The organism is Streptomyces sp. NPDC045026, assembly GCF_056432625.1.
The window spans coordinates 503,369-523,323 of record NZ_JBWKIS010000001.1; the positions used below are offsets into that span (position 1 = coordinate 503,369).

Sequence of the window (19,955 nt, forward strand, 5' to 3'; positions counted from 1 at the left end):
GATGACAGACAGAGCGCTACGCCACGGCCGCCGACGTCCCCTTGAGCTCGATCTCGACGAACGCCAGCCGCGTGCCGCCCGTGTTGACGACATCGTGCTCGCTGCCCGCGGAGCGCGCGTAGGACTCGCCCGCGCGCAGCTGTGACTCGGTCACGGTGCCGTCGGCGGCGAACGCGCTGATCCGGCCGTTCACCACGGGCACGACCACATAGTCGTGCTCGTGGACGTGACGGCCGGTACGCGTGTCGGGCTCGAAGTCCCAGCGGGTCACCCGCACCTGCTCGTCCTCGTGCTGCACGCTCGGCTTCGCGGTCGTCGTCATCGCACTTCTCCCTGCTCTCGATCATTGGGCGCCGGGTCCAACGCCCACGTCAGAGGCCTGATCGGCATCCGACGTCAGTGGAACACAGACGCGGGGGCGGGCAAAACCTCGTGGAGGCACCCGGCCGCGACGGTCATGATGGCCGCATGACTCATCGCGTGGAGGCCCTGATAGTCGTGGACGTCCAGTCGGAGTTCGTCGTCGGCGACGGGGCGGTACCCGACGCGGACCGTCTCGTGGAGCGGACCACCGACCTGATCGCACGCGCCCGCAGCGGCGGGGCGCTCGTCGTGCACCTCCAGAACGACGGGGCGCCCGGGGCGGACGACGAACCGCACACGCCGGGCTGGGAGCTCCACCACCCGGTCGAGCCGGGCCCCGCCGAGGTCGTGATCCGCAAGCCCAAGGACGACGGCTTCGACGGAACCACGCTGGGCGGCGTGCTCGCGGGCGCGGGGGTCGAGGCGGTCGCGGTCTGCGGCGTCATGTCAGAGATGTGCGTCCAGGCGACGGCCCGCACCGCTCTCGCGCGGGGTTACCGGGTGGTTCTGCCGTACGACGCCCACGCGACGCAGAACGTCCCGGCGGCCCCTGGTATCAGTGAGGAGGTCCCGGCGGCCACGGTGTCGAGGGTTGCGGCCTGGGCCCTCGGCGGCGACGCGGACACGACGACGCACTCGGCGGACGTGATCTTCACGGCCTCGGGGTCGGCCTGATCCGGAGCCCGGCTCGCCAGGCCCCCGTCAGCCCAGCAACTCGGCCCAGTTGGAGGGGACTCGGTCCGCGGGGCCGGGGGTCGACTGGGACGTCGGGTGACTGACCGGGGGCGCGAGGTCCGGGCCCGATTCGATGAGCGAGGACGTGTTGTAGTCCCAGAACCAGCTCTCGTCCGGCTCGAAGCTGCGGATCACCGGGTGGCCCGTGGTCTTGGCGTGCTCCGTCGCGTGCTTGCCCTGTGAGTCGTCGCAGCAGCCGATGTGGCCGCACTGCGCGCAGCGCCGCAGATGGAACCACCAGCCGCCGAGCGCGTCGCACTCGACACATCCATCGCCGCTCGGCGGGACCGAAGGGTCGATTCCGTTCGGGGTGCTCATGAAGGCTCCTGAGGGGGTTCGGGTACGGGCTCGGGGTCCGGGGAGGTGAGGGGGAGAAACACCTGGAAGCGCGTGTCTCCGGGCGTGGAGTGCACTTCGAGATGGCCGTGGTGCTTGTTGACGACGATGCGCCAGGAGATGTCGAGGCCGAGCCCGGTTCCCTCGCCCACCGGCTTGGTGGTGAAGAACGGGTCGAAGATGCGGCCACGGATCTCTGCCGGGATCCCCGGCCCCGTGTCGCGGAACTCCACGAGCAGATGGTCACGGTCGAGCGCGGTGCGCACGGTCAACGTGCCCTCGCCGTCCGTGCTGTTCATCGCCGCGACCGCGTTGTCGATCAGGTTCGTCCACACCTGGTTGAGTTCGCCGGGGTAGGCGGGGACCTCGGGAAGCGTGCGGTCGTAGTCCTTGACGACCTTGATGCCGTCGCCGAACTTGCCGGAGAGCATCATCAGCGTGCTGTCGAGCAGTTCGTGCACGTCGGCGAACCGGGAAGGGGCCCGGTCGATCTGGGAGTACTGCTTGGCCGCGTCGACGAGGTGGGAGATCCGCGCGGTGGAGTCCTCGATCTCGTTCATGAGGAGTTCGGTCTCGACCGTGTAGTTCAGCCACCGCATCGCGCCTTCGAGGGTCTCCTCGCCGACGGCCGACGCGACCTGGTCGAGCCAGTCGACGTCGAGGCCCGCCTGGACGAAGTTCGGCGCCAGCTGCCAGCCGGCCGTGATCCCGTGGTCGTCCAGCCAGTCCGTGAGGACGTCCTCGCGGTCGGAGGTTTCGAGGGGGGTCAGCACAGGAGCCTTGGACACCTGCTCGGCCGTCCGCTCCTGGATCTCGATGAGCGTCTCCAACGTGGCCCGCCGGTACGGGCCCGCGGCGATCGCGCCCAGCTTGTGCCGCATGCCCGCGACCCGCTCCCGCAGCGACGACGTGGCCCGCGCGGCCGCAGCGGCCGGATTGTTGAGTTCGTGGGTGAGCCCGGCCGACAGTGAGCCGAGCGCGAGGAGCCGCTCCCGCTGCCCGATCCTCTGCTGCGCGCTCTGGACACCGAAGAAGACCCCTTCCAGCAGGTGGACGGCCATGGGGAACCATTCCCGCACGACGGCCGCGAAGGTGTCGGCCGGCAGGACGAAGAACCGCGAAGGCTCCGTGACCCGCATCGAGCTGTTGTATGTCTGCGGGGCGCGATCGCCGAGATAGGACTGGAAGGCGCCGGAGTACACACCGCGGCTGGAACTCCGGTTCACCTCGACGTCGTCGGCGCCGACGCGGCGCGACAGAACGAGCTCGCCCTCGAGGAGTACGTAGAAGCAGGTCGCCGGATCGCTCTCCCCGTATACGGGCCCGGGCTCGAAGGCCTCCACGCGGCCCTCGCGGCAGAGCCGGTCGAGCTGGTCCGCGTCGAGCTTCTCGAACAGGAACAGGGACCCCAGCTCCTCGCGGCTGCACGGAACCCGCCGCCCGTTCACGACTGCTCCAGGTACCGGTGTACGAGCATGACGGCCATGGCTCCCTCTCCGACGGCGGACGCGACGCGCTTGGCGGACTCGGAGCGCGCGTCCCCGGCCACGAACACGCCGGGCACATTGGTCTCCAGGTGGTACGGCGGCCGGTCGAGATCCCAGTCCGCGGGGGGCCGTCCGTCCGGGGTCAGGTCGGGACCCGCCATGATGAATCCCCGCCCGTCCCGCAGCACCGTCCCCTCCAGCCAGCTCGTCAGCGGGGCCGCCCCGATGAACACGAACAGCCATTGCGCGTCGACGAGTTCGGTGTGCCCGCTCGCCACGTCGCGCAGGGTCAGCTGTTCCAGATGGTCGGATCCGTGCGCGGCGTCGAGGACGGTGCCGGTGCGTACGGAGATGTGGGGCGCGTCCTCGATCTGCTGGACGAGATAGTGCGACATCGAGGCGGACAGCGACGGGCCCCGCACGAGTAGCGTGACGGACTTGGCGCCCCTGGCCAGGAACATGGCGGCCTGTCCCGCCGAATTCGCGCCGCCGATGATGTACACGTCGTGTCCCTGGCAGGCGCTCGCCTCCGTCAGCGCGGAACCGTAGAAGACCCCGCACCCCGTGAGTCCCGAGAGGCCGGGGGCGTCGAGCTGCCGGTAGGACACACCGGTCGCAAGGATCACGCTGTGCGCGGAGACCGCGGAGCCGTCCGAGAACAGCACGGTACGTGCGGCGCCGTTCACCTCCAGGCCCGTCACCTCTCGAGCGGTGAGGATCTCGGCGCCGAACTTCGTGGCCTGCCGGCGGGCCCGCTCGGTGAGCTGCGACCCGGACACGCCGTCCGGGAATCCGAGGTAGTTCTCGATCCGTGAGCTCTGGCCCGCCTGCCCGCCGGTCGCCGAGCGTTCCACGAGCACGGTCCGCAGCCCCTCGGACGCCCCGTAGACGGCCGCGCCGAGCCCCGCGGGGCCGCCGCCCACGACGACCAGGTCGTAGAAGTCGGCCGTCGGCGTCGTCGCCAGGCCCACCCGCGCCGCCAGCTCCGCGTCCTCGGGTTCGACCAGGGCCGTGCCGTCCGGGGTGATCACGAGCGGGAGCCGCGAGCCGTCCTGCCCGGCGGCGGCCAGCAGACACCTGGCCTCCGGATCCTCCGACGAGTACCACCGGTAAGGCACCTGGTTACGGGCGAGGAACTCCCGCACGTCCGACGACCGCGCCGACCACCGGTGTCCGACGACCTTCGTGGTCGGCACAGGCTTGCGGTCGGTGGCCCGCCAGGTCTCCAGCAGGTCCTCCACGACGGGATAGAGCTTCTCCTCCGGCGGGTCCCAGGGCTTGAGGAGGTAGTGGTCGAGATCGACCACGTTGATCGCGTCGATGGCCGCGCTCGTGTCGGCGTACGCGGTCAGCAGGACCCGGCGCGCGCCGGGATAGATGTCGATGGCCTGCTCGAGGAACTCGATGCCGTTCATCTCGGGCATCCGGTAGTCGGCCAGGATCACCGCCACGAGGTCGCCGCGCAGCTTGAGCTCGCGCAGCGCATCCAGGGCGGACGCCCCGGACTCCGCGCGGACGATCCGGTACGACTCGCCGTAGCGCCGCCGCAGGTCCCGGGCGACGGCGCGGGAGACCCCCGGGTCGTCGTCCACGGTCAGGATGACGGTGCGCGCTGGGCCTGCGGCCTGTGCCATGCGTCTTCCACCCCGAACTCATCGGCGTCTCGCCCCGGCGCCGGTCTCCGCGGGCGTGCGCGGGGGAGCTACCGGAGAACCCCATCGTAAGTTCGATCGCCCGGGTTCGCGCTGGAACGCCCGCGGGGTGCGTGACCGCGGGGATGCGCTGCGTCAGACCGGGAGGCGTGTGCCCCGCGTGAGGTCGCCGGGGTCCGTGTTCGCGCCGCAGAGGATCACGGCGACCTGCTCGCCGGGTGCGGGCGTGTAGACGCCGGAGGTCACCGCCGCGAGCGCCGTGGCCGCCGCGTGCTCCACCGCGAGCCGACGCTCGTCCCACAGGGCCTTGCGGGCCGACACGATCGCCTCGTCCGGCACGAGAACGGACCGTACGTGGTCGTGGCCCGCCCATTCGAGCGCCATGTCGGAGGTACGGCGCGCGCCGAGGGAGTCCGCCGCGACGGAGTCGACCGGTACGTCGACCACCGCGCCCGCCTCCAGAGCGGAGTGCAGGGCGCAGCAGCGCTCCGGCTCCACGGCCACGACGCGCACGCCGTGCTCCCGCGCCGACACGGCGATGCCCGTGAACAGTCCGCCGCCGCCCACCGCGACCAGGACGGTGTCGATGCCGGGCCACGCCTGAACGAGCTCCTCCATGACCGTGCCGGCACCGGCCGCGATCAGCGGGTGGTCGTACGCGTGGGACTCCAGGGCGCCGCTCTCGGCCGCGTACTTCTGCGAGGCGTCCAGCGCCTGTGCGTACTCCGTGCCGACCTGCCGGACCGTGGCGCCCAGCCGCCTCAGCTTGTCGACCTTCACCGCCGGAGCCGTCTCGGGGACGAAGACGGTGGCCTGGACGGAGTGCCGGGCCGCGGCCCAGGCACAGGCGAGCCCGGCGTTGCCCCCTGAAGCGATGACGACACCCGCGTCCGGCATCAGGCCGGCCTCTACGTGACTCCTGACGAAGTTGAAGGCGCCGCGCGCCTTGAACGAGCCGGTGTGCTGCATGAACTCCAGCGCCAGCCACCCTTGGGCCTCACCGAACGCCCCGTCGTCCATGGGCGCCACGACGAGCGGCCTCGTGTGCCCCGCGATGCGGTCGGCTGCGGCCCGTACGTCGTTGAAGGCAATGGTCACGAGCTTCTCCTCGGGTGAGCGGTGATGACGACCCTACGAGAAGGGGCCGAGGTCAAGCGCCCGTAGCGGCCCGCCGAGGTCCATGAACTGGACATCTCCGCGTTTGAATGCCGTGTGCAGCTAACCTGTGCCGGTCCATTCGACAGGAGGCGTCAAGTGAGCAACGGACGGATCGTCGCCGCCCTCGACGGGGCCTGCGTGCGCAGGTTCACGACGGGCCAGGTCATCCTCGACGACATCAACTGGACGGTGCGGTCCGGTGAACACTGGGCCCTGCTCGGCGCCAACGGCGCAGGCAAGACCAGCGTGCTCCGCCTCATCGGCGCCCTGATGCACCCCACCACCGGCACCGTCGAGGTCCTCGGCCACCGCCTCGGCAAGGTCGACGTACGGGAATTGCGCGCGCACATCGGCCTGGTGTCGAGCGCGCAGCGCGTGCCGCAGGACCTCACCGGGCACACCGTCGTCCTGACCGGGCACACCGGCACCGTGCAGCCGCTGTGGCGCAAGTACGACGCCGACGTGCGCGAGCGCGCGCACACGCTCCTGGCCGAACTCGACATCAAGGAGCTCGCCGACCGGCCGTACGGTGTCTGCTCCGGCGGCCAGCGGGCCCGCATTCTCATCGCCCGTGCGCTGATGGCGGACCCGTCCCTGCTCCTGCTCGACGAGCCGTTCAACGCACTCGACCTGCCCTCGCGTGAGGACCTCATCGACACGATGCGTCAACTCGCGGAAGGGCGCCGCGAGTTGGCGACCATCACCGTCACCCACCACCTGGAGGAGCTGTCGCCGGCGATCGGCCACGCCCTGCTCCTGCGTGACGGTCGCGTGCTGGCGCAGGGCCGGGCCGACGAGGTGCTCACGGCCGCCCGGATGACGACCTGCTTCGGCCGCCCCATCGAGGTGTCACGCCACGGGGGCCGCTGGCTGGCCCGCTCGGGAACAGCCGGCTAGGGCCCTAGGCGTCGCGGGGCGGACGGGGTGTTGCGGGCACGGCCCTAGGCCCACCCTGATACGGGAGGCCGGTCGGCCCAGCCCGTCGCGGCCAGCACCTCGCCGGCGATGTCCGCGACCGTCCGCCCGTCGGTCGCCACCCGGACCGTGTCCGCGGGTGCCCGCTCGTCCAGGAGGCGTGCCTTGCGGGCGCTGCCCTGCAGCTCCTTCTCCAGCTCCGAGCCGAGCTCGCGGGCGGTCAGCCGCACGCCGGCGGTGGCGTCGGAGGCGGTGAGCAGGACCCGTACGATCCGCACGCCCGTTCCCATTGCGCGCTCGAACATGCCGGCCGCCTCGGGCAGGACACTCACCGTGTTCGTGTAGATGAGGCGGCGGCAGCCGCGGCGGGCGAAGTTGCCCCACACGGCCGTCAGGTTGTCCTCGGTGATCCCGGCCCGGTGCGGGTCGCCCTGAGGCGCCGGATGTACCTGCCCCATGAAGTCGCCCTCGATCACCGCGTGCGACACCTCCATGGCGCACAGGAGGGCAGACACCTCCCAGCCCACCGTCGTCTTGCCGACACCGGCCCGCCCGCCGAGGAGCAGCACTTCCGCATCACTCATGACAGCAGGGTGCCAGCGCGCGGCCGCCGCGCGCGATCCGAAATCGCGCGATCTTTCCCGCCGCAAGCCCTGGACCTCAACCATGGTTCAGCTTCTAGGCTCGAAGGTACCGAAGGACCTCGCGCACCGGACGGAGTGAATGAGCCATGGAGTTCTCGCACAACGACGTGGAACTGATCGAGCAGCCCATCGGCTACTGGGCCTGGGCCGCCTACAAGGCGGTCGTCACCCGCACGCGGGGCGCCCTCGCGGAGAAGGGCACCACCCAGCCGCAGTGGTGGGTCCTCGCGCAGGTCGCACGGGCCGATCACGTCCAGACCCGGGGCGAGGTGACCGAGACCCTCGGCGGCTACCTCGACGTGGGCGCGGCCGGTCTGGCGGAGGAGATCGACGCGACCATCGCCCACGGCTGGATCACCGAGGACACGGGGGAGCGGCTCTCGCTCACGGCGACCGGCAAGGACTTCTTCGACGAAGTGGCCGCGCTCCAGCGGGAGTTGTGGGCCGAGCGGCATGCGGGCGTCTCGGACGAGGAGTACCTCACCACCTTGAAGGTGCTGCAGCGCTTCATCCACAACACGGGCGGCCACGCCTGGCATCACTGACCGCGGCCGGGCGGACGACGGGACTTCGCGGACACGACCTGGGACACGCCACCGATGACGTAATTGGAGCTCCGGCCTCTGCGGCTGGGACACCCTGTGGTCGTTCGACCGCGAGCGCCCCGGCACCCGTCGTCGCGCGCGCGGCACAGGCAAGGAGGCGGGACGCGTCGTGAGGGATTCCGGAATCGACTACGAGCAGGTGTTCCAGGCGCTGCCCGGATCGGTCGCACTGCTCAGGCCCGACCTCGTGTACGCGGATGCGAACGAGGCGTTCTGCCAGATGTCGGGACGCACCCGCGAACAGCTCGTCGGCCGGTATCTGTTCGACGTGTTCCCCGACAACCCCAACGACGACGGTGCGACCGGCATGCGCAACCTGGAGCGGTCACTGCGGAGGGTGGCGGCCACCGGGGAACGCGATGCCATGGCGCTCCAGCGGTACGACGTCGAGTACCCCGACCGGCCCGGCCAGTGGGACGAGCGGTACTGGAGCCCGGTCAACGCCCCGATCCTCGGTCCGGACGGCAGCGTCGTGCTGCTGCTGCACCGGGTGGAGGAGGTCACCGAGCTGATCCGCGCCAAGGGCGGCCGCGACGGTGACCGGGCCCGGGTGCTGGAGGCGGAGCTGTACACCCGCGCCAGGGAACTTCAGGAGGTCAACGAGAGGCTGCGCCAGGCCCACGCCCGCGAGCGCGAGGTCGCCCTGACCCTCCAGGCCGCGATGCTGCCGATGCCGGAATCCGTCGGCAGCGGCCGGGCTGCCGTGCGCTACCGGCCGGCCGTGGGCACCCTGAACGTGTGCGGTGACTGGTACGACCTGGTCGAACTGCCCCGCGACCGGCTCGCGGTGGCCGTGGGTGACGTCGTCGGCCACGGACTGCACGCGGCCGGCGTCATGGGCCAGCTCCGCAGCGCCCTGAGCGCCGCCGTGCGCGTCGCCGACGGTCCCGCGGCCGCGCTCGACGCACTCGGCCTCTACGCCCGCTCGGTCGAAGGCGCCGAGTCCACCACCGCCGCACTGGCAGTCATCGACCACGACCGCCACACCGTCACCTACAGCAGCGCCGGCCACCTTCCGCCCGCGCTGCTCCACGCCGACGCCACCGTGGAATTCCTCGACGACGCGACCGACCCACCGCTCGGCGCCCGCCTCGTACACACCCCCAGACCGCAGGCCGAGACCGCCTTCGAGGACGGGGCCGCCCTCGTCCTCTACACCGACGGCCTGGTCGAACGGCGCAGTGAGGACATCGACACGGGCCTGACGCGGCTTGCCGACTGCCTGACCCGCAACGCGTCGGCGGGCGCGGAACGCCTCGCCGACGCCGTCCTCGCCGAGTTGATCCCGCGCGGCGGCAACTCCGACGACACGGCCTTCGTCATCATCCGGCTCTGAGCCGACGCGCCTCACCCGCGCGCGGAGTTACGGCTCTGGAGCGTCCGGGCGAGGCGCGGTCCCAGCCACTGCTTGAGCCTGCGCAGCGACTGCATCTGATCGGCGGCCCGGTCGATCCGGTAGTAGAGCTGCGGCGGGACGTGGGGGAGCAGCGGCGAGTGCCGCTGGCCGAGCAGGGCGAACATATGGGCCGGCGGGAGGTGGATGTAACGGGGGAGGTTCTCGTACCACTGGGCACTGTGCCGGGCCGCGCTCTGGACGGACAGCAGCTCGCTCTTGCGGATGCGTTCGTAGTGGGCGAGCGCCGGCCGGATCGCCTTCGCGTCGGCGAGGGAGCTCGCCAGGACCATCGCGTCCTGCATCGCGAGGGTCGTGCCCGCGCCGATGGAGTAGTGCGTGGTGTGCGCGGCGTCGCCGAGCAGTACCAGATTGCCGTGCGACCAGGTCCGGTTGGTGAGGGTGCGGAAGGTCTGCCAGGGGGCCGGGCCGCCGAGGTCGCTTCGTCCGACGAGGGGGTGGCCGTCGAGGAGCGAGGAGAAGATTCCCTCCAGGCGGCGCAGGGCCTCCGGCTGGGGCAGTCGGTCGAGTTCCAGGCCCTGCCAGGTCGTCCGGGAGCACTCGACGACGCAGGTGCTGTGCTCGCCGCTGTACCCGTAGGCGTAGCACCAGATCCAGCCGTGGGCCGTCTCGGCGAAGGCGAAGGTGAAGGAGCGGAACACCTTGGTCGTGCCGAGCCAGAGGTAGGGGTTGCGGCCCAGGGTGGTGTGCGTGCCGAAGTGGCCCGCATGGCGGTCGCGCATACGGCTGTTGGCGCCGTCACCGGCCACGACCAGGTCGGCCTCGGGCAGCTGCGCGCGGTCGGGGACCTCGTGGCCGTACTCGATGCAGACGCCGAGGGACTCCGCCCGCCGGGCGAGGATGCCGAGGAGCTTGTGCCGGCCGATGGCGAAGCCTTCGTCGCCCTGGTGGGTCGTGGTGCGCTCTCCGACGTGGGCGACGCCGTCACGCCAGCGCAGCGACCCCTCGCTGATCTCGGCCGCGGAGTGCGGGTCGTGGCGCCTGAGCCGCTCCAGCATGTCCGGCCAGTACGTGACCCCCCAGCCGTAGGTGGATCCGGCCGGGTTCCGTTCGAAGACGGTGATGTCGTGCGAAGGGGCCTGAAGTTTCAGCAGGATCGAGAGGTACAGGGTGGCGGGACCTCCACCGACACAGACAACCTTCACGCACACTCCCTGGGTCTCGTCGCGGCCCGGCCTCGGAGCCCGGCGGCATCCGTGCAACGACGGTAGGGGGAAGTGGGTGCGTGAACGTGTACAACACCCGCTAAAAGCACCCGAAGCGCTCAGGGTGCGATGCGGCGTAGCGGCCCGGGGTGGTGCCGAGGACCCGCTTGAAGTGCCGGGTCAGGTGGGACTGGTCGTAGAAGCCGGCGGAGGTCGCCACCTCGCCGGGCGGCTGCCCGGCGAGGAGCAGGCGGCGCGCCAGGTCGATGCGGCGGGACATCACGTACTGATGCGGCGGGATGCCGAAGGCGCCACTGAAGGCGCGTACGAGATGGGTCGGATGGGCGTGGACGAGACGTGCCGCCTCTTCGAGAGAGATGCCGTCGAGGAGCCGTGCGTCCAGAAGGTCCCGCAGGTCGTGGGCCACGCCCCGGCCGGGCCGCTCGGGAGCGGGGACCCCGGGGCGCAGGTGGGTGCGCAGCCGTTCGGCGATCAGGGCGAGGCGGCTCTGTGCCTCGAACTCGTCGCCCGGGTGCGCGAGGGCGCGGTGGAGCCGGCCGACGCGGGTGCGCAGGACGGGGTCGGTGAGGTCGGGCCCGTCCACCGCCGCTCCGATGAAGGTCTCGTCGAGCTGCGTCATGTCGAGGTACAGGACGCGCTTGCGGAAACCGTGGGCGGTGGCGGGCGCCCCGTCGTGCGGGACACGCGGCGGAAGCAGGCTGACCGTGTCGTCCGGGGTGCCGCGCTCATGGCGGTCCAGGTGGTAGCGGACCGCGCCGTCGTCGACGATCAGCAGGGTCCACACGTCGTGGACGTGCATGGGGTACGCGTGCTCCGTGAAGTGGGCGTGGAAGACCTCGACGACACCCGCGACCTGCGGGCGCCAGGCGGAGATCTCGGGCCGGGGCACCATGCAAGGAACGTACAAGACCGGACCGGCGTGGACAGAGCAGTCTCGAGGCATGAGAACGATGGACGAGACCCTCACCGACATTGCGATGCGGACGCCGACGTCGACCCCGGCCGGGGCGGGTGCCCCTTCCGGCCCCGCGCCCGTCCGTTTCGACACCAAGATCGCCGTCCTGCTGCGCGACGACCTGGAGCCCTGGCAGCGGCTCAACGTGACCGCGTTCCTCGTCAGCGGGCTCGGTACGGCGGCTCCCGAGGTGGTCGGAGCCCCGTACGAGGACGCCGACGCGACCGCGTACCTGCCGATGTTCCGCCAGCCGGTGCTGGTCTTCGAGGGGTCCAAGCAGACGTTGACCACGGCGCACGGACGGGCCCTGTCCCGCTCGCTGCCGACGGCCGTGTTCACGGCGGAGCTGTTCGGCACGGGCAACGACCGGGACAACCGCGCGGCCGTGCGGGCCGTGGCAGCGGACCAGCTGGACCTGGTGGGCATGGCTGTGTACGGCCCGCGCAACGCCGTCGACAAGGTTCTCAAGGGGGCACGGATGCATCCCTGAGCCCGCCGTTTAATCGGGTGCCCGGCACGGGCCCGGTTCCCTACACTCGCCACGTATTCACGCCGCTGCCCCACGTCGCAGCGCGCGCCGTGACAAGTGAGGGGAGCCGGGCCGTGCGTCATCGCATCGCTGTCGTCGTTCCCCGGTCACGGTTCGAGGTGATCCTGGTGTCTCGGTGCGCCCGGCACCGGCTGCGCGGCCGGTACCGGACACCCGCGACGGACATCTGACACCTCACGTGTCCGCACGACCCTGAACCGCCCTTTCGGCGGGGCCCGTTGTGTGGTCCGTCCGGTCATCGCGCTGCCTCTGTGTGGAACCACCTGAAAGGCCACAGGCGTGCGTACCAACCTGCACCGTCATGACACCGACCCCCTGACCGCCGTCCGTAACGTGGGCATCCTCGCCCACGTCGACGCCGGGAAGACCACCGTCACCGAACGGATCCTCTACACCACCGGCGCCACCTACAAACGCGGCGAGGTCCACGACGGCACCACCGTCACCGACTTCGACATCCAGGAACGCGAACGGGGCATCACCATCTCCGCCGCGGCAGTCAGTTGTGCGTGGGACGGGCACCGGATCAACCTGATCGACACCCCGGGCCATGTCGACTTCGCCGACGAGGTGGAGCGCTCCCTGCGCGTCCTGGACGGCGCGATCGCGGTGTTCGACGCCGTCGCGGGCGTCGAGCCACAGAGCGAGTCGGTCTGGCGGCAGGCCGACCGCCACGGCGTGCCGCGCATCGCCTTCGTGAACAAGCTCGACCGCGCCGGTGCCGACCTCGACATGGCAGTCGAGTCGATGCGCCGGCGCCTGGAGACGGTCCCGATGGTGGTCCAGCTGCCGGTCGGCCGCGAGGACGCGTTCGCCGGTGTCGTCGACCTGATCCGCATGCGCCTTCTCACGTGGCGAGAGGGCGGCGACACGTACGAGGAGGGGCCGGTGCCGGAAGGGCTGCGCGAGGAGGCGTGGCGGCGCAGACGGCTCCTTGAGGAGACGGTGGCGCAGTTGCATCCCGGCGCGCTGGAGGAGTTCTGCGACGGATCGGCGTTGTCCGCCGGGACGTTGACAGCGGCGCTGCGGGATCTGACGCGCAGTGGTGAGGGCGTCGTCGTGCTGTGCGGATCGGCGTACCGCAACCGCGGTGTCGAGCCGCTCCTGGACGCGGTCGTCGCCTATCTGCCGTCACCGCTCGACGTTCCCGCGGTGCGCGGTGCCGTTGGCGACGACGAGCAGGAGCGTACCTGCGATCCGGCGGCACCGCTGGCCGCGCTGGTGTTCAAGGTGCAGGCGACTCCTCGTGGGCGTCTGACCTATCTGCGGGTGTACTCGGGAACGGTTCACAGGGGAGAGGCGGTGTGGGACGCGGGCGCACGGCGTACGGAGCGGATCGGCCGGATCCTGCGCGTCCAGGCCGACCGGCACACCGAGGTGGAGCGCGCGGTGGCCGGGGACATCGTCGCGGTGGCCGGCGTGAAGTCCGCCCGCAGCGGCGCCACCCTGTGCGCACCCGACGCGCCTGTCGTCCTGGAACCGCCCACGGTGGCCGAGCCGGTCGTCTCCGTGGCGGTCGAGGCACGCAGGAACGCCGACAGCGCCCGGCTGGTGTCGGCGCTCGCACGACTCGTCGAGGAGGATCCCTCACTCGTCGTCAGGACCGACCGCGAGAGCGGCCAGACGGTCCTTTCGGGCATGGGCGAGCTGCATCTGGAGGTGGCGGTGGAGAAGATCCGCCGGGCCCACGGCCTGGAGGTCGGCGTCGGCAGGCCGCAGGTGGCCTACCGGGAGACGGTCTCGCGCGGGGTGTCCGGGCTTGTGTACCGGCATGTCAAACAGGAGGGAGGAGCAGGCCAGTTCGCGCACGTCGTCATCGACGTGCAGCCCATGGCGATCGCTCAGGACGGTACGGGCGAGGGCGCGGCGGAGTTCGAGTTCCGGTCGGTCGTCACCGGCGGACGGCTGCCGCGGGACTACGTCCAGGCCGTGGAGGCCGGGTGCAGGGACGCCCTGAGCGAGGGCCCCCTCGGCGGCCATCGGGTCACCGGGGTGCGGGTCACGCTCACCGACGGGTCCACGCACCCCAAGGACTCCTCGCCGATGGCGTTCCGCACGGCCGGCCGCTTCGCACTCAGGGCGGCCTTCCGGGCGAGCGTCATGGCGCTCCTCGAACCGGTGGTCGAGGTCACGGCCACCGTGCCCGAGGACGCCGTGGGCGGGGTGCTCGGGGACCTGGCGGCGCGCCGCGGTCAGATCTCCGCCTCCGCGATGCGCGCGGGCACCGCGGTCGTCACGGCGACGGTGCCCCTGGCCGAACTCTTCGGCTACGCGTCCCAGTTGCGCGGCCGGACCCAGGGCCGGGGCACATTCACCAGCCGGGCGACCGGCTACGCCCGGGTGCCGGGTGCCGTGTCCGATCAGGTCGTATCGCGGTAGCAACGGGAGCGATGGCCCCGTCCGCCCGAGGGCGGGCGGGGCCGTCCGGCCGCTGAGCGGGCCGGAGTTCACACAGCCACCGACAGCGGAGTTCAAACAGTCAGCGACAGCACCGTCTTCGCCGGGGCCGTCCGGTTCTCCAGGGCCTCGTGCACCTTGCCGGCGTTCTCCAGCGGCTCGACCGCCGGGAGCGGCTCGTCCAGGATTCCGCGCGCCACCAAGGAGATGACGGCGGTGAGGGCCTTGGTGCAGGTGGCAGGGCGCAGATGGGCGACACCGCCGATGCTCAGGCCCGACACCGTGCGCGTCGCTAGCCACGTCTCGTCACCGGAGAAGGGGCGATCGTCGCGGCCGGCGTTGCCGAGGACGACGTGGCGTCCGAAGGGGGCGAGGTGCTGGAACGCCGTGGCGCGCAGCGGGCCGCCCACCGGATCGATGACGACGTCCACCGAACCGTCCGGCGTGAGCCGGTCGAGCGCGTCGGCCAGCGTGTCCGCGACGACCACGTCCGTGCACTCGGCCGGGGCCCGGTCCGGGTCGCGGCCGACGACCCCGATCACCTGCCGGGCCGGGAAGAGCGCCGCCATCCGCGCCGTGGTGGCGCCCAGGCCGCCGGTCACGCCGAGGACCAGGACCCGGTCCCGGGAGTCGAGCCGCGCGACATCGTGCAGGGCCACCCACGCCGTGACGCCGTTGACGACGGCCGCGGTGACGCGGCGCAGGTCGACGCCGTCCGGCACCGGAGCGGCCATCGAGTGGTGTGCGACGGCGACCTGCGCGTAGCCGCCCGCGCGCTGTCCGCGCCCGAAGTCGTTGAGCAGCGCGGCGACACTCTGGCCGACGTCGAAGCCCTGGACGTCGCGGCCCACGGCACGGACCCGGCCGGTGACCTCGATCCCGGGAACCATCGGCGTCCACAGCGGAAACGCCCCGGAGCGCAGCAGCGTATCGACGAACCCGACACCGGCGTACGTGACGTCGATGCCGATCTCCCCAGGACCCGGCTCCGGGACGGGACGGCGCGACACGGTGAGAGTGGAGGCGGGCCCGAACTCGTCGACCCCGGCAGCGAGCATGGTCTCGTCATTCATCAGCGGATCTCCAGACAGCCCGGCATTACGTGTCGTCGGGCTCCGGCCGCATGCCTCGGTGGCGCTCGGGACCACGACCGCAACCCCACGGACCGACCTTGCCACCGTGACGGGCGGACCGGGGGATCACACGCGCGAACGCGACGGGCAATGGTGGGTCCCGGCTTCCCGGGCGCGGCACCGGCGGCCTCCCCGGCCACGTACCTTCTCCCTGTGCAGCTCATCGAGATATCCGATCTGGTCGTGGACCACGACCCCGGCACGCGCGAACGCCTGCCGGTGCGGCGGGCCGACGTCGTCGCGCGGCTCGCCGCCGCGGGTGACCGCCGTGGCGCCCGTATCGCCGCCGGGCTGGCGTGCGACGACGACGGGAACCTCGATCCGCTCGCCGTGGACCGCCGGCTCGTCGCCGTCCACACCGAGCTCCAGCGGCTCAGCGAGGAACTGCGCCTCGGCGACCGCATCGCCGAACTCCTGCGTCCACTGCTCGCCGTGATCCGCGCCGCCGGACGGAGCGACGGCCCGCTCCGGGTGGTCGACGTCGGCTGCGGCCTCGGCTACCTCGTGCGGTGGCTGGCCGCGTCCGGCGTCCTCGGCCCGGACGTCGACCTGGTGGGCGTGGACTTCAACGCGGCCCTGGTCACCGAGGCCGGACGGCTCGCCCGCGCCGAGAAACTGCCCTGCCGTTTCGTACGAGGTGATGCGTTCGCCCTCGACGAGCCCGCGACCGTCTACGTGTCGACGGGCGTCCTGCACCACTTCCGGGGCGCTGACCTCGACGCCTTCTTCGCGGCCCAGGCCACGCCGGGTACCGTCGCGTTCTGCCACTTCGACATCGCCGCGACCGGTCTCGCCCCGATCGGCGCGTGGGTGTTCCACCGCGCGCGGATGCGCGATCCGCTGGGCCGCCACGACGGAGTGATGTCGGCCCGCCGCGCCCATGACGACGAGACGCTGCTGACGGCCGCCGCGCACGCCGACGGCCTGACCCCGCTCGTGTACGAACCGCGAGGCCGCAGCAACCCGTTCTGCACCACGCTGCGTCCCGTCATCGGCGTACGCCCGGACCTGCTGCCGCCGCTGAGGGCCGAGTTGGGACCCGGTCCGTCGGGGCGCCTGGTGGGGCGTGCCGTCACCGGGGGCGGGGCGCGCCAGGGGGCTTCGGCGGGGGAGGGCGCCGGGTGAACGCCTTCCTGCTCGCCGCTCTGGCGCTCGTCGACGCGGCGTTCGCCGGATTCCGTGGCTACACCGGGCGGGACGGACGCATCCGTAAGTCGCGACGGGCGCTGCTCGCGGCCCGCCGCGGTCTCGCGGTCGGCGCCCCGGCACTGCTGCTGAGCACGGCGCTCGCCGTGACGCTGCTCGCCTCGGCGGCGGACCGGGCCGCGCGCTACGCCGAACTCGACGCCGCCGCCCACCGGATGCTCCTGTGCTACGCGCCCTACGCGGTGATCGTCGCCCTGAGTCTGGCCTGCTACCTGTGGGGACCGTTCCGGGCAGGCACCCTCGCCGTGGTCGTCGGCCTCGGGCCGCTGACCCTGGTGCGCCCGCTGATGGTACTGGCCGGGGCCGTCGCGGCCGCGGGGGGTTCGCTGCCGGCGGCATCGGTGGCGGCGGTCGCGGCGGTGGGCGTGCTCCTCGTGGAGCCGGTCGTCCACCGCCGCTGGTACCGGGAGCCGGTGTGAGCGCTCCCCGAACCCCCGATCCTTCCTACAGGCCCGCGTCGCGGTGCGTCGGGCGGCCGTCGAGGACCGTGAGCAGCACCGGCAGGTTCGGCAGCGCCGTGTCGGCCGTGGTGAGCGGGTTGTCGGCGAACACGGTGAGGTCGGCGCGGTAGCCGACGGCGATCCGCCCCGCCTCGTGGTCCTCGCCCGCCGCGTAGGCCGCGTCGACCGTAAGCCCCTGGAGCGCTTCCAGCGGCGTGAGCGCCTGCCCGGGTCCGTGCGGGGCCTGGGTGAGGTCGCGGCTGGGGCGGCGGTGGCGCGCGCCCGCCATGACGCCGAGCGGCGCATACGGGGCGATCGGCCAGTCGGAGCCGAGGACCACGGTGGCCCCCGAGTCCCGCAGATCGCGGCAGCGCCAGGCGCGGGATGCGCGCTCCTCACCGAGGCGGCGCGACCAGTTGTCGGTGTGGTCGGCCCGGGTGAAGTCGCAGCAGTGGGTGGGCTGCATGGATGCGATGACGCCGAGTTCGGCGAACCGGCCCAGGGTGTCGTCGGGCACGGTCTCGATGTGCTCGACCCGGTGGCGCGCTCCGCGCCCGCCGGTGGCCTGTGCCTTCTCGACGGCGTCGAGGACATGGCGTACGGCGGCGTCACCGATCGCGTGGGTGGCGGTCGGCACTCCGGCGCGGTGCAGCTCGCCGATGATCCGCGTGTAGACCTCGGGGTCCGGCCAGAACGCGTGGGTGGACTCTCCATGGCAGTCCGGGCGCTCCAGCCAGGCCGTGCCGTTGTCGATGGTGCCGTCCATGAAGATCTTGACGCCGTCCGTGCGCCACAGCGCACCCCCGGCGCCCTGCTGCTCGATGAGCGCCCGTACCCCTTCGGCGTCCGTGCCGGGCTGGCACCACGGTGCGACCCGCAGCCGCAGCGCGAGTTCACCCGCGGTGTCCAGCGCGTCGAAGAGGGCGAGGCTGTCGCCGTTCGCGTCCATGACGTGACCGCCCGTGAGCCCCGAGGCGGCCATGGCGCGCAACGCGGCGGCGAGCCGGTCGCGGCGCTCCTCCCTCGTGGCCTGCGGAGCGACGCGCTCGACGAGTTCGCAGGCGGCGTCCTCCTGGAGCAGACCGGTGGGACGGCCCTGCTCGTCGCAGACCACTTCGGCGGAGGCCTGGTCGAAGGTGCGCGGGCCGTCCACACCGGCCAGCTCCAGCGCGCGCCGGCTGGCCAGCATGGAGTGGGCGTCGAACAGCAGAAGAAGGGCCGGTACGCCGTCGAGGACGGAGTCGAAGGGGGCGATCCCGACAGGCCGGTCACCGAAGACGTTCGGGTCGAGCCCCCAGCCGTGCAGCCACGTCCCCCGCGCCAGGTTCCGCACCTCGGCGGCGAGCGCCGCGCGCACGCCTTCCACGTCGGTGCAGCCCGACAGGTCGAGACCGTGCGTCAGCTCGGCGCCCGAAACGGGGTGGAGATGCCCGTCGACCAGGCCCGGTGTCACCACGGCGCCCTTGAGGTCGATCACCGTGGTCGAGGAGTCGACGTGTTCACGTATGCCGTGGTCGTCGCCCAGGGCACAGATCCGGCCGCCGGACACGGCGAGGGCGGTCTGCGGCAGGAACGTGCCGGTGACCGGGTCGAGCAGACGGGCGGAGAGCAGGACGAGAGGGGTGGGCACAGCGGCTCCTTCAAGGACGGGAATGTGACGACACGACCTGGCCTGTGAGTGGCGCCGCGAGCGGCGCGTCGGTTCGGGTGAATGCCCCCTCCGGAAGGCCGAGTTCGCGTTCCGCAGTGCTGGCGGCCATGCGTGACACCGCGGCGGGGCGGTTGAGGGTGTCGCTGTTGGCCTGCGCTTCGAGGCCGTCGAGTACGACCAGGATCTGAAGGCTCGTCATATACGGGTCGTCCGTGCGGAATTCGTGCCGGTCGACGCCCGCCCGGATCAGGCCGGTGAGCCGCTCGCGCCAGGCCGCCTCTTGCTCGGCGACCCGGTCGCGCAGGACGGTCCGGTCGCGGCTGAGGTGGCGCGCGTTGATCCAGAGGCGGCTGATGTTGTCGTAGGACTCGCCCGATGCCCGCGCGAAGAACCATCCCAGGTGCAGCGTGGGCGTCCCCTGGGCCCGCTCGGCGGGCAGCAGGCTGTCGAGTTCGGCGCCGGCGGCACTGCCGAAGGCCTCCGCCATGAGGTCGTCCGCCGAGGGGAAGTAGTGACTGATCAGCCCTGGGCGGACGCCGAGCTCCTCGCCGATCCGCCGCAGGGTGACGCACTCCAGCCCTTCCGCGAGGGCGACCGCGGCTGCCGTGCCGACGATTTCCGCACGTCGGGCGGCCGGCGTGCGCCGAATTCGCTTGCGCTGGACGCTGGGCGGCATACCCGGAATGTTATTGAGTGTGCGACCAATAGGCAAGGCCGGTCAACGGACCATGGCGCGGGGCAGGGGAATCGTCATGATGCGGCGAGCGGGCCCCGAGCCCGACACGACCGGGCACGGCGACCGACCGCACCCCGCGGCCTACGGCACGTCATACCGCTGGAGCGCGCGGGCGACGGGCTCACCGGACCGCTCGGCGTACGCAAGGCGCTCGCGCACCTCACGCAGACCGCGGGGGCGGAACCCCGGGCCGCCGCAGCAGCTCTTGTGGAAACCCACGCCCGCGTTCAGCAGAACCGTGAGCGTCCGCCATGCGGCGGTGTCCCGGTGGCGCGGCGCGGCGAAGGCCGACCCTGCGTGGATCATCGGCTCGGCGCAGCGCGGACAGATCCGCTCCCTGTTCCGGTCGTGGGGCTGCTTGAACGAGACCCGGCAGGGCAGGCATACGTAGGAAGTCTTCCCATGGGTCATG

The 19,955-nt window shown here is 71.9% G+C and carries 20 protein-coding genes; 8 read left to right on the plus strand and 12 right to left on the minus strand.

Annotation, left to right across the window (positions count from 1 at the left end):
• Positions 1-16: 16 nt before the first annotated feature.
• Positions 17-322, minus strand: a complete 306-nt coding sequence (locus AC07EJ_RS02205; RefSeq protein WP_478883552.1) for a cupin domain-containing protein — start codon at positions 320-322, stop codon at positions 17-19.
• Between the two features lie 146 nt (positions 323-468).
• Between AC07EJ_RS02205 and AC07EJ_RS02210 the strand changes: the two genes are divergently transcribed.
• Positions 469-1,038 carry an isochorismatase family protein gene (locus AC07EJ_RS02210; RefSeq protein WP_478883553.1) on the plus strand — a complete coding sequence of 190 codons (570 nt, stop codon included), beginning with the start codon at positions 469-471 and terminating at the stop codon, positions 1,036-1,038.
• A 27-nt stretch (positions 1,039-1,065) separates the two neighbouring features.
• Here the strand turns inward: AC07EJ_RS02210 and AC07EJ_RS02215 are convergent, their stop codons facing one another.
• The 4 genes from AC07EJ_RS02215 to AC07EJ_RS02230 all read right to left on the minus strand — a co-directional run bounded on the left by AC07EJ_RS02215 (position 1,066) and on the right by AC07EJ_RS02230 (position 5,671).
• A complete protein-coding gene (locus AC07EJ_RS02215) occupies positions 1,066-1,416 on the minus strand; it encodes a UBP-type zinc finger domain-containing protein (RefSeq protein ID WP_389489007.1) in 351 nt (116 codons plus the stop codon).
• A complete protein-coding gene (locus AC07EJ_RS02220; RefSeq protein WP_478883554.1) occupies positions 1,413-2,882 on the minus strand; it encodes an ATP-binding protein in 1,470 nt (489 codons plus the stop codon). Before AC07EJ_RS02220 ends, AC07EJ_RS02215 begins: the two co-directional genes overlap by 4 nt.
• A complete protein-coding gene (locus AC07EJ_RS02225) occupies positions 2,879-4,555 on the minus strand; it encodes an NAD(P)/FAD-dependent oxidoreductase (RefSeq protein ID WP_389489011.1) in 1,677 nt (558 codons plus the stop codon). The genes AC07EJ_RS02220 and AC07EJ_RS02225 overlap by 4 nt, the downstream gene beginning before the upstream one ends.
• Before the next feature lie 153 nt (positions 4,556-4,708).
• Positions 4,709-5,671: a threonine/serine dehydratase gene (locus AC07EJ_RS02230; RefSeq protein ID WP_393585087.1), complete on the minus strand. Its 963-nt coding sequence runs from the start codon at positions 5,669-5,671 to the stop codon at positions 4,709-4,711.
• 156 nt (positions 5,672-5,827) lie between these two features.
• On the opposite strand from AC07EJ_RS02230, the gene AC07EJ_RS02235 reads away from it, so the two are divergent.
• Positions 5,828-6,628, plus strand: coding sequence for an ABC transporter ATP-binding protein (locus tag AC07EJ_RS02235; protein ID WP_389489016.1), 801 nt, complete (start codon positions 5,828-5,830; stop codon positions 6,626-6,628).
• A gap of 44 nt (positions 6,629-6,672) precedes the next feature.
• Here the strand turns inward: AC07EJ_RS02235 and AC07EJ_RS02240 are convergent, their stop codons facing one another.
• Complete coding sequence (locus AC07EJ_RS02240) at positions 6,673-7,230, minus strand: hypothetical protein (RefSeq protein WP_389481547.1); 558 nt, start codon at positions 7,228-7,230, stop codon at positions 6,673-6,675.
• 146 nt (positions 7,231-7,376) lie between these two features.
• Between AC07EJ_RS02240 and AC07EJ_RS02245 the strand changes: the two genes are divergently transcribed.
• Together AC07EJ_RS02245 and AC07EJ_RS02250 are read left to right on the plus strand one after the other, a co-directional pair.
• Entirely contained in the window at positions 7,377-7,835 is a 459-nt protein-coding gene (locus tag AC07EJ_RS02245) for a MarR family winged helix-turn-helix transcriptional regulator (protein WP_389481549.1), read from the plus strand.
• Between the two features lie 169 nt (positions 7,836-8,004).
• Positions 8,005-9,231: a SpoIIE family protein phosphatase gene (locus AC07EJ_RS02250; RefSeq protein WP_393585089.1), complete on the plus strand. Its 1,227-nt coding sequence runs from the start codon at positions 8,005-8,007 to the stop codon at positions 9,229-9,231.
• 11 nt (positions 9,232-9,242) lie between these two features.
• Here AC07EJ_RS02250 and AC07EJ_RS02255 read toward each other — a convergent pair whose 3' ends face one another.
• Both AC07EJ_RS02255 and AC07EJ_RS02260 read right to left on the minus strand, forming a co-directional pair.
• Positions 9,243-10,454 carry an FAD-dependent monooxygenase gene (locus AC07EJ_RS02255; protein ID WP_478883555.1) on the minus strand — a complete coding sequence of 404 codons (1,212 nt, stop codon included), beginning with the start codon at positions 10,452-10,454 and terminating at the stop codon, positions 9,243-9,245.
• Positions 10,455-10,554: 100 nt separating this feature from the next.
• A complete protein-coding gene (locus tag AC07EJ_RS02260) occupies positions 10,555-11,367 on the minus strand; it encodes a helix-turn-helix transcriptional regulator (protein WP_389481554.1) in 813 nt (270 codons plus the stop codon).
• An 85-nt stretch (positions 11,368-11,452) separates the two neighbouring features.
• Between AC07EJ_RS02260 and AC07EJ_RS02265 the strand changes: the two genes are divergently transcribed.
• Together AC07EJ_RS02265 and fusA are read left to right on the plus strand one after the other, a co-directional pair.
• Positions 11,453-11,920 (plus strand): DUF2000 family protein, encoded by a 468-nt coding sequence (locus AC07EJ_RS02265; protein WP_393585215.1) that lies wholly within the window; start codon positions 11,453-11,455, stop codon positions 11,918-11,920.
• Between the two features lie 339 nt (positions 11,921-12,259).
• Positions 12,260-14,359, plus strand: coding sequence for an elongation factor G (gene fusA / locus AC07EJ_RS02270; RefSeq protein WP_478883556.1), 2,100 nt, complete (start codon positions 12,260-12,262; stop codon positions 14,357-14,359).
• Between the two features lie 92 nt (positions 14,360-14,451).
• Here fusA and AC07EJ_RS02275 read toward each other — a convergent pair whose 3' ends face one another.
• Positions 14,452-15,450: a quinone oxidoreductase family protein gene (locus AC07EJ_RS02275; RefSeq protein ID WP_393585095.1), complete on the minus strand. Its 999-nt coding sequence runs from the start codon at positions 15,448-15,450 to the stop codon at positions 14,452-14,454.
• Positions 15,451-15,663: 213 nt separating this feature from the next.
• On the opposite strand from AC07EJ_RS02275, the gene AC07EJ_RS02280 reads away from it, so the two are divergent.
• Positions 15,664-16,635 (plus strand): class I SAM-dependent methyltransferase, encoded by a 972-nt coding sequence (locus AC07EJ_RS02280; protein ID WP_389481560.1) that lies wholly within the window; start codon positions 15,664-15,666, stop codon positions 16,633-16,635.
• Positions 16,632-17,135, plus strand: a complete 504-nt coding sequence (locus tag AC07EJ_RS02285) for a hypothetical protein (RefSeq protein WP_478883557.1) — start codon at positions 16,632-16,634, stop codon at positions 17,133-17,135. Before AC07EJ_RS02280 ends, AC07EJ_RS02285 begins: the two co-directional genes overlap by 4 nt.
• A gap of 25 nt (positions 17,136-17,160) precedes the next feature.
• On the opposite strand, the gene AC07EJ_RS02290 is transcribed toward AC07EJ_RS02285, so the two are convergent.
• From AC07EJ_RS02290 to AC07EJ_RS02300, 3 genes are all read right to left on the minus strand, one after another.
• The gene (locus AC07EJ_RS02290) at positions 17,161-18,786 is read right to left on the minus strand and encodes an amidohydrolase (protein ID WP_478883558.1); all 1,626 of its coding nucleotides are present in this window, start codon (positions 18,784-18,786) and stop codon (positions 17,161-17,163) included.
• A 10-nt stretch (positions 18,787-18,796) separates the two neighbouring features.
• Positions 18,797-19,483: a TetR family transcriptional regulator gene (locus AC07EJ_RS02295; protein ID WP_478883559.1), complete on the minus strand. Its 687-nt coding sequence runs from the start codon at positions 19,481-19,483 to the stop codon at positions 18,797-18,799.
• Between the two features lie 141 nt (positions 19,484-19,624).
• The gene (locus AC07EJ_RS02300) at positions 19,625-19,954 is read right to left on the minus strand and encodes a deoxyxylulose-5-phosphate synthase (RefSeq protein ID WP_389481568.1); all 330 of its coding nucleotides are present in this window, start codon (positions 19,952-19,954) and stop codon (positions 19,625-19,627) included.
• Position 19,955 lies beyond the last annotated feature (1 nt).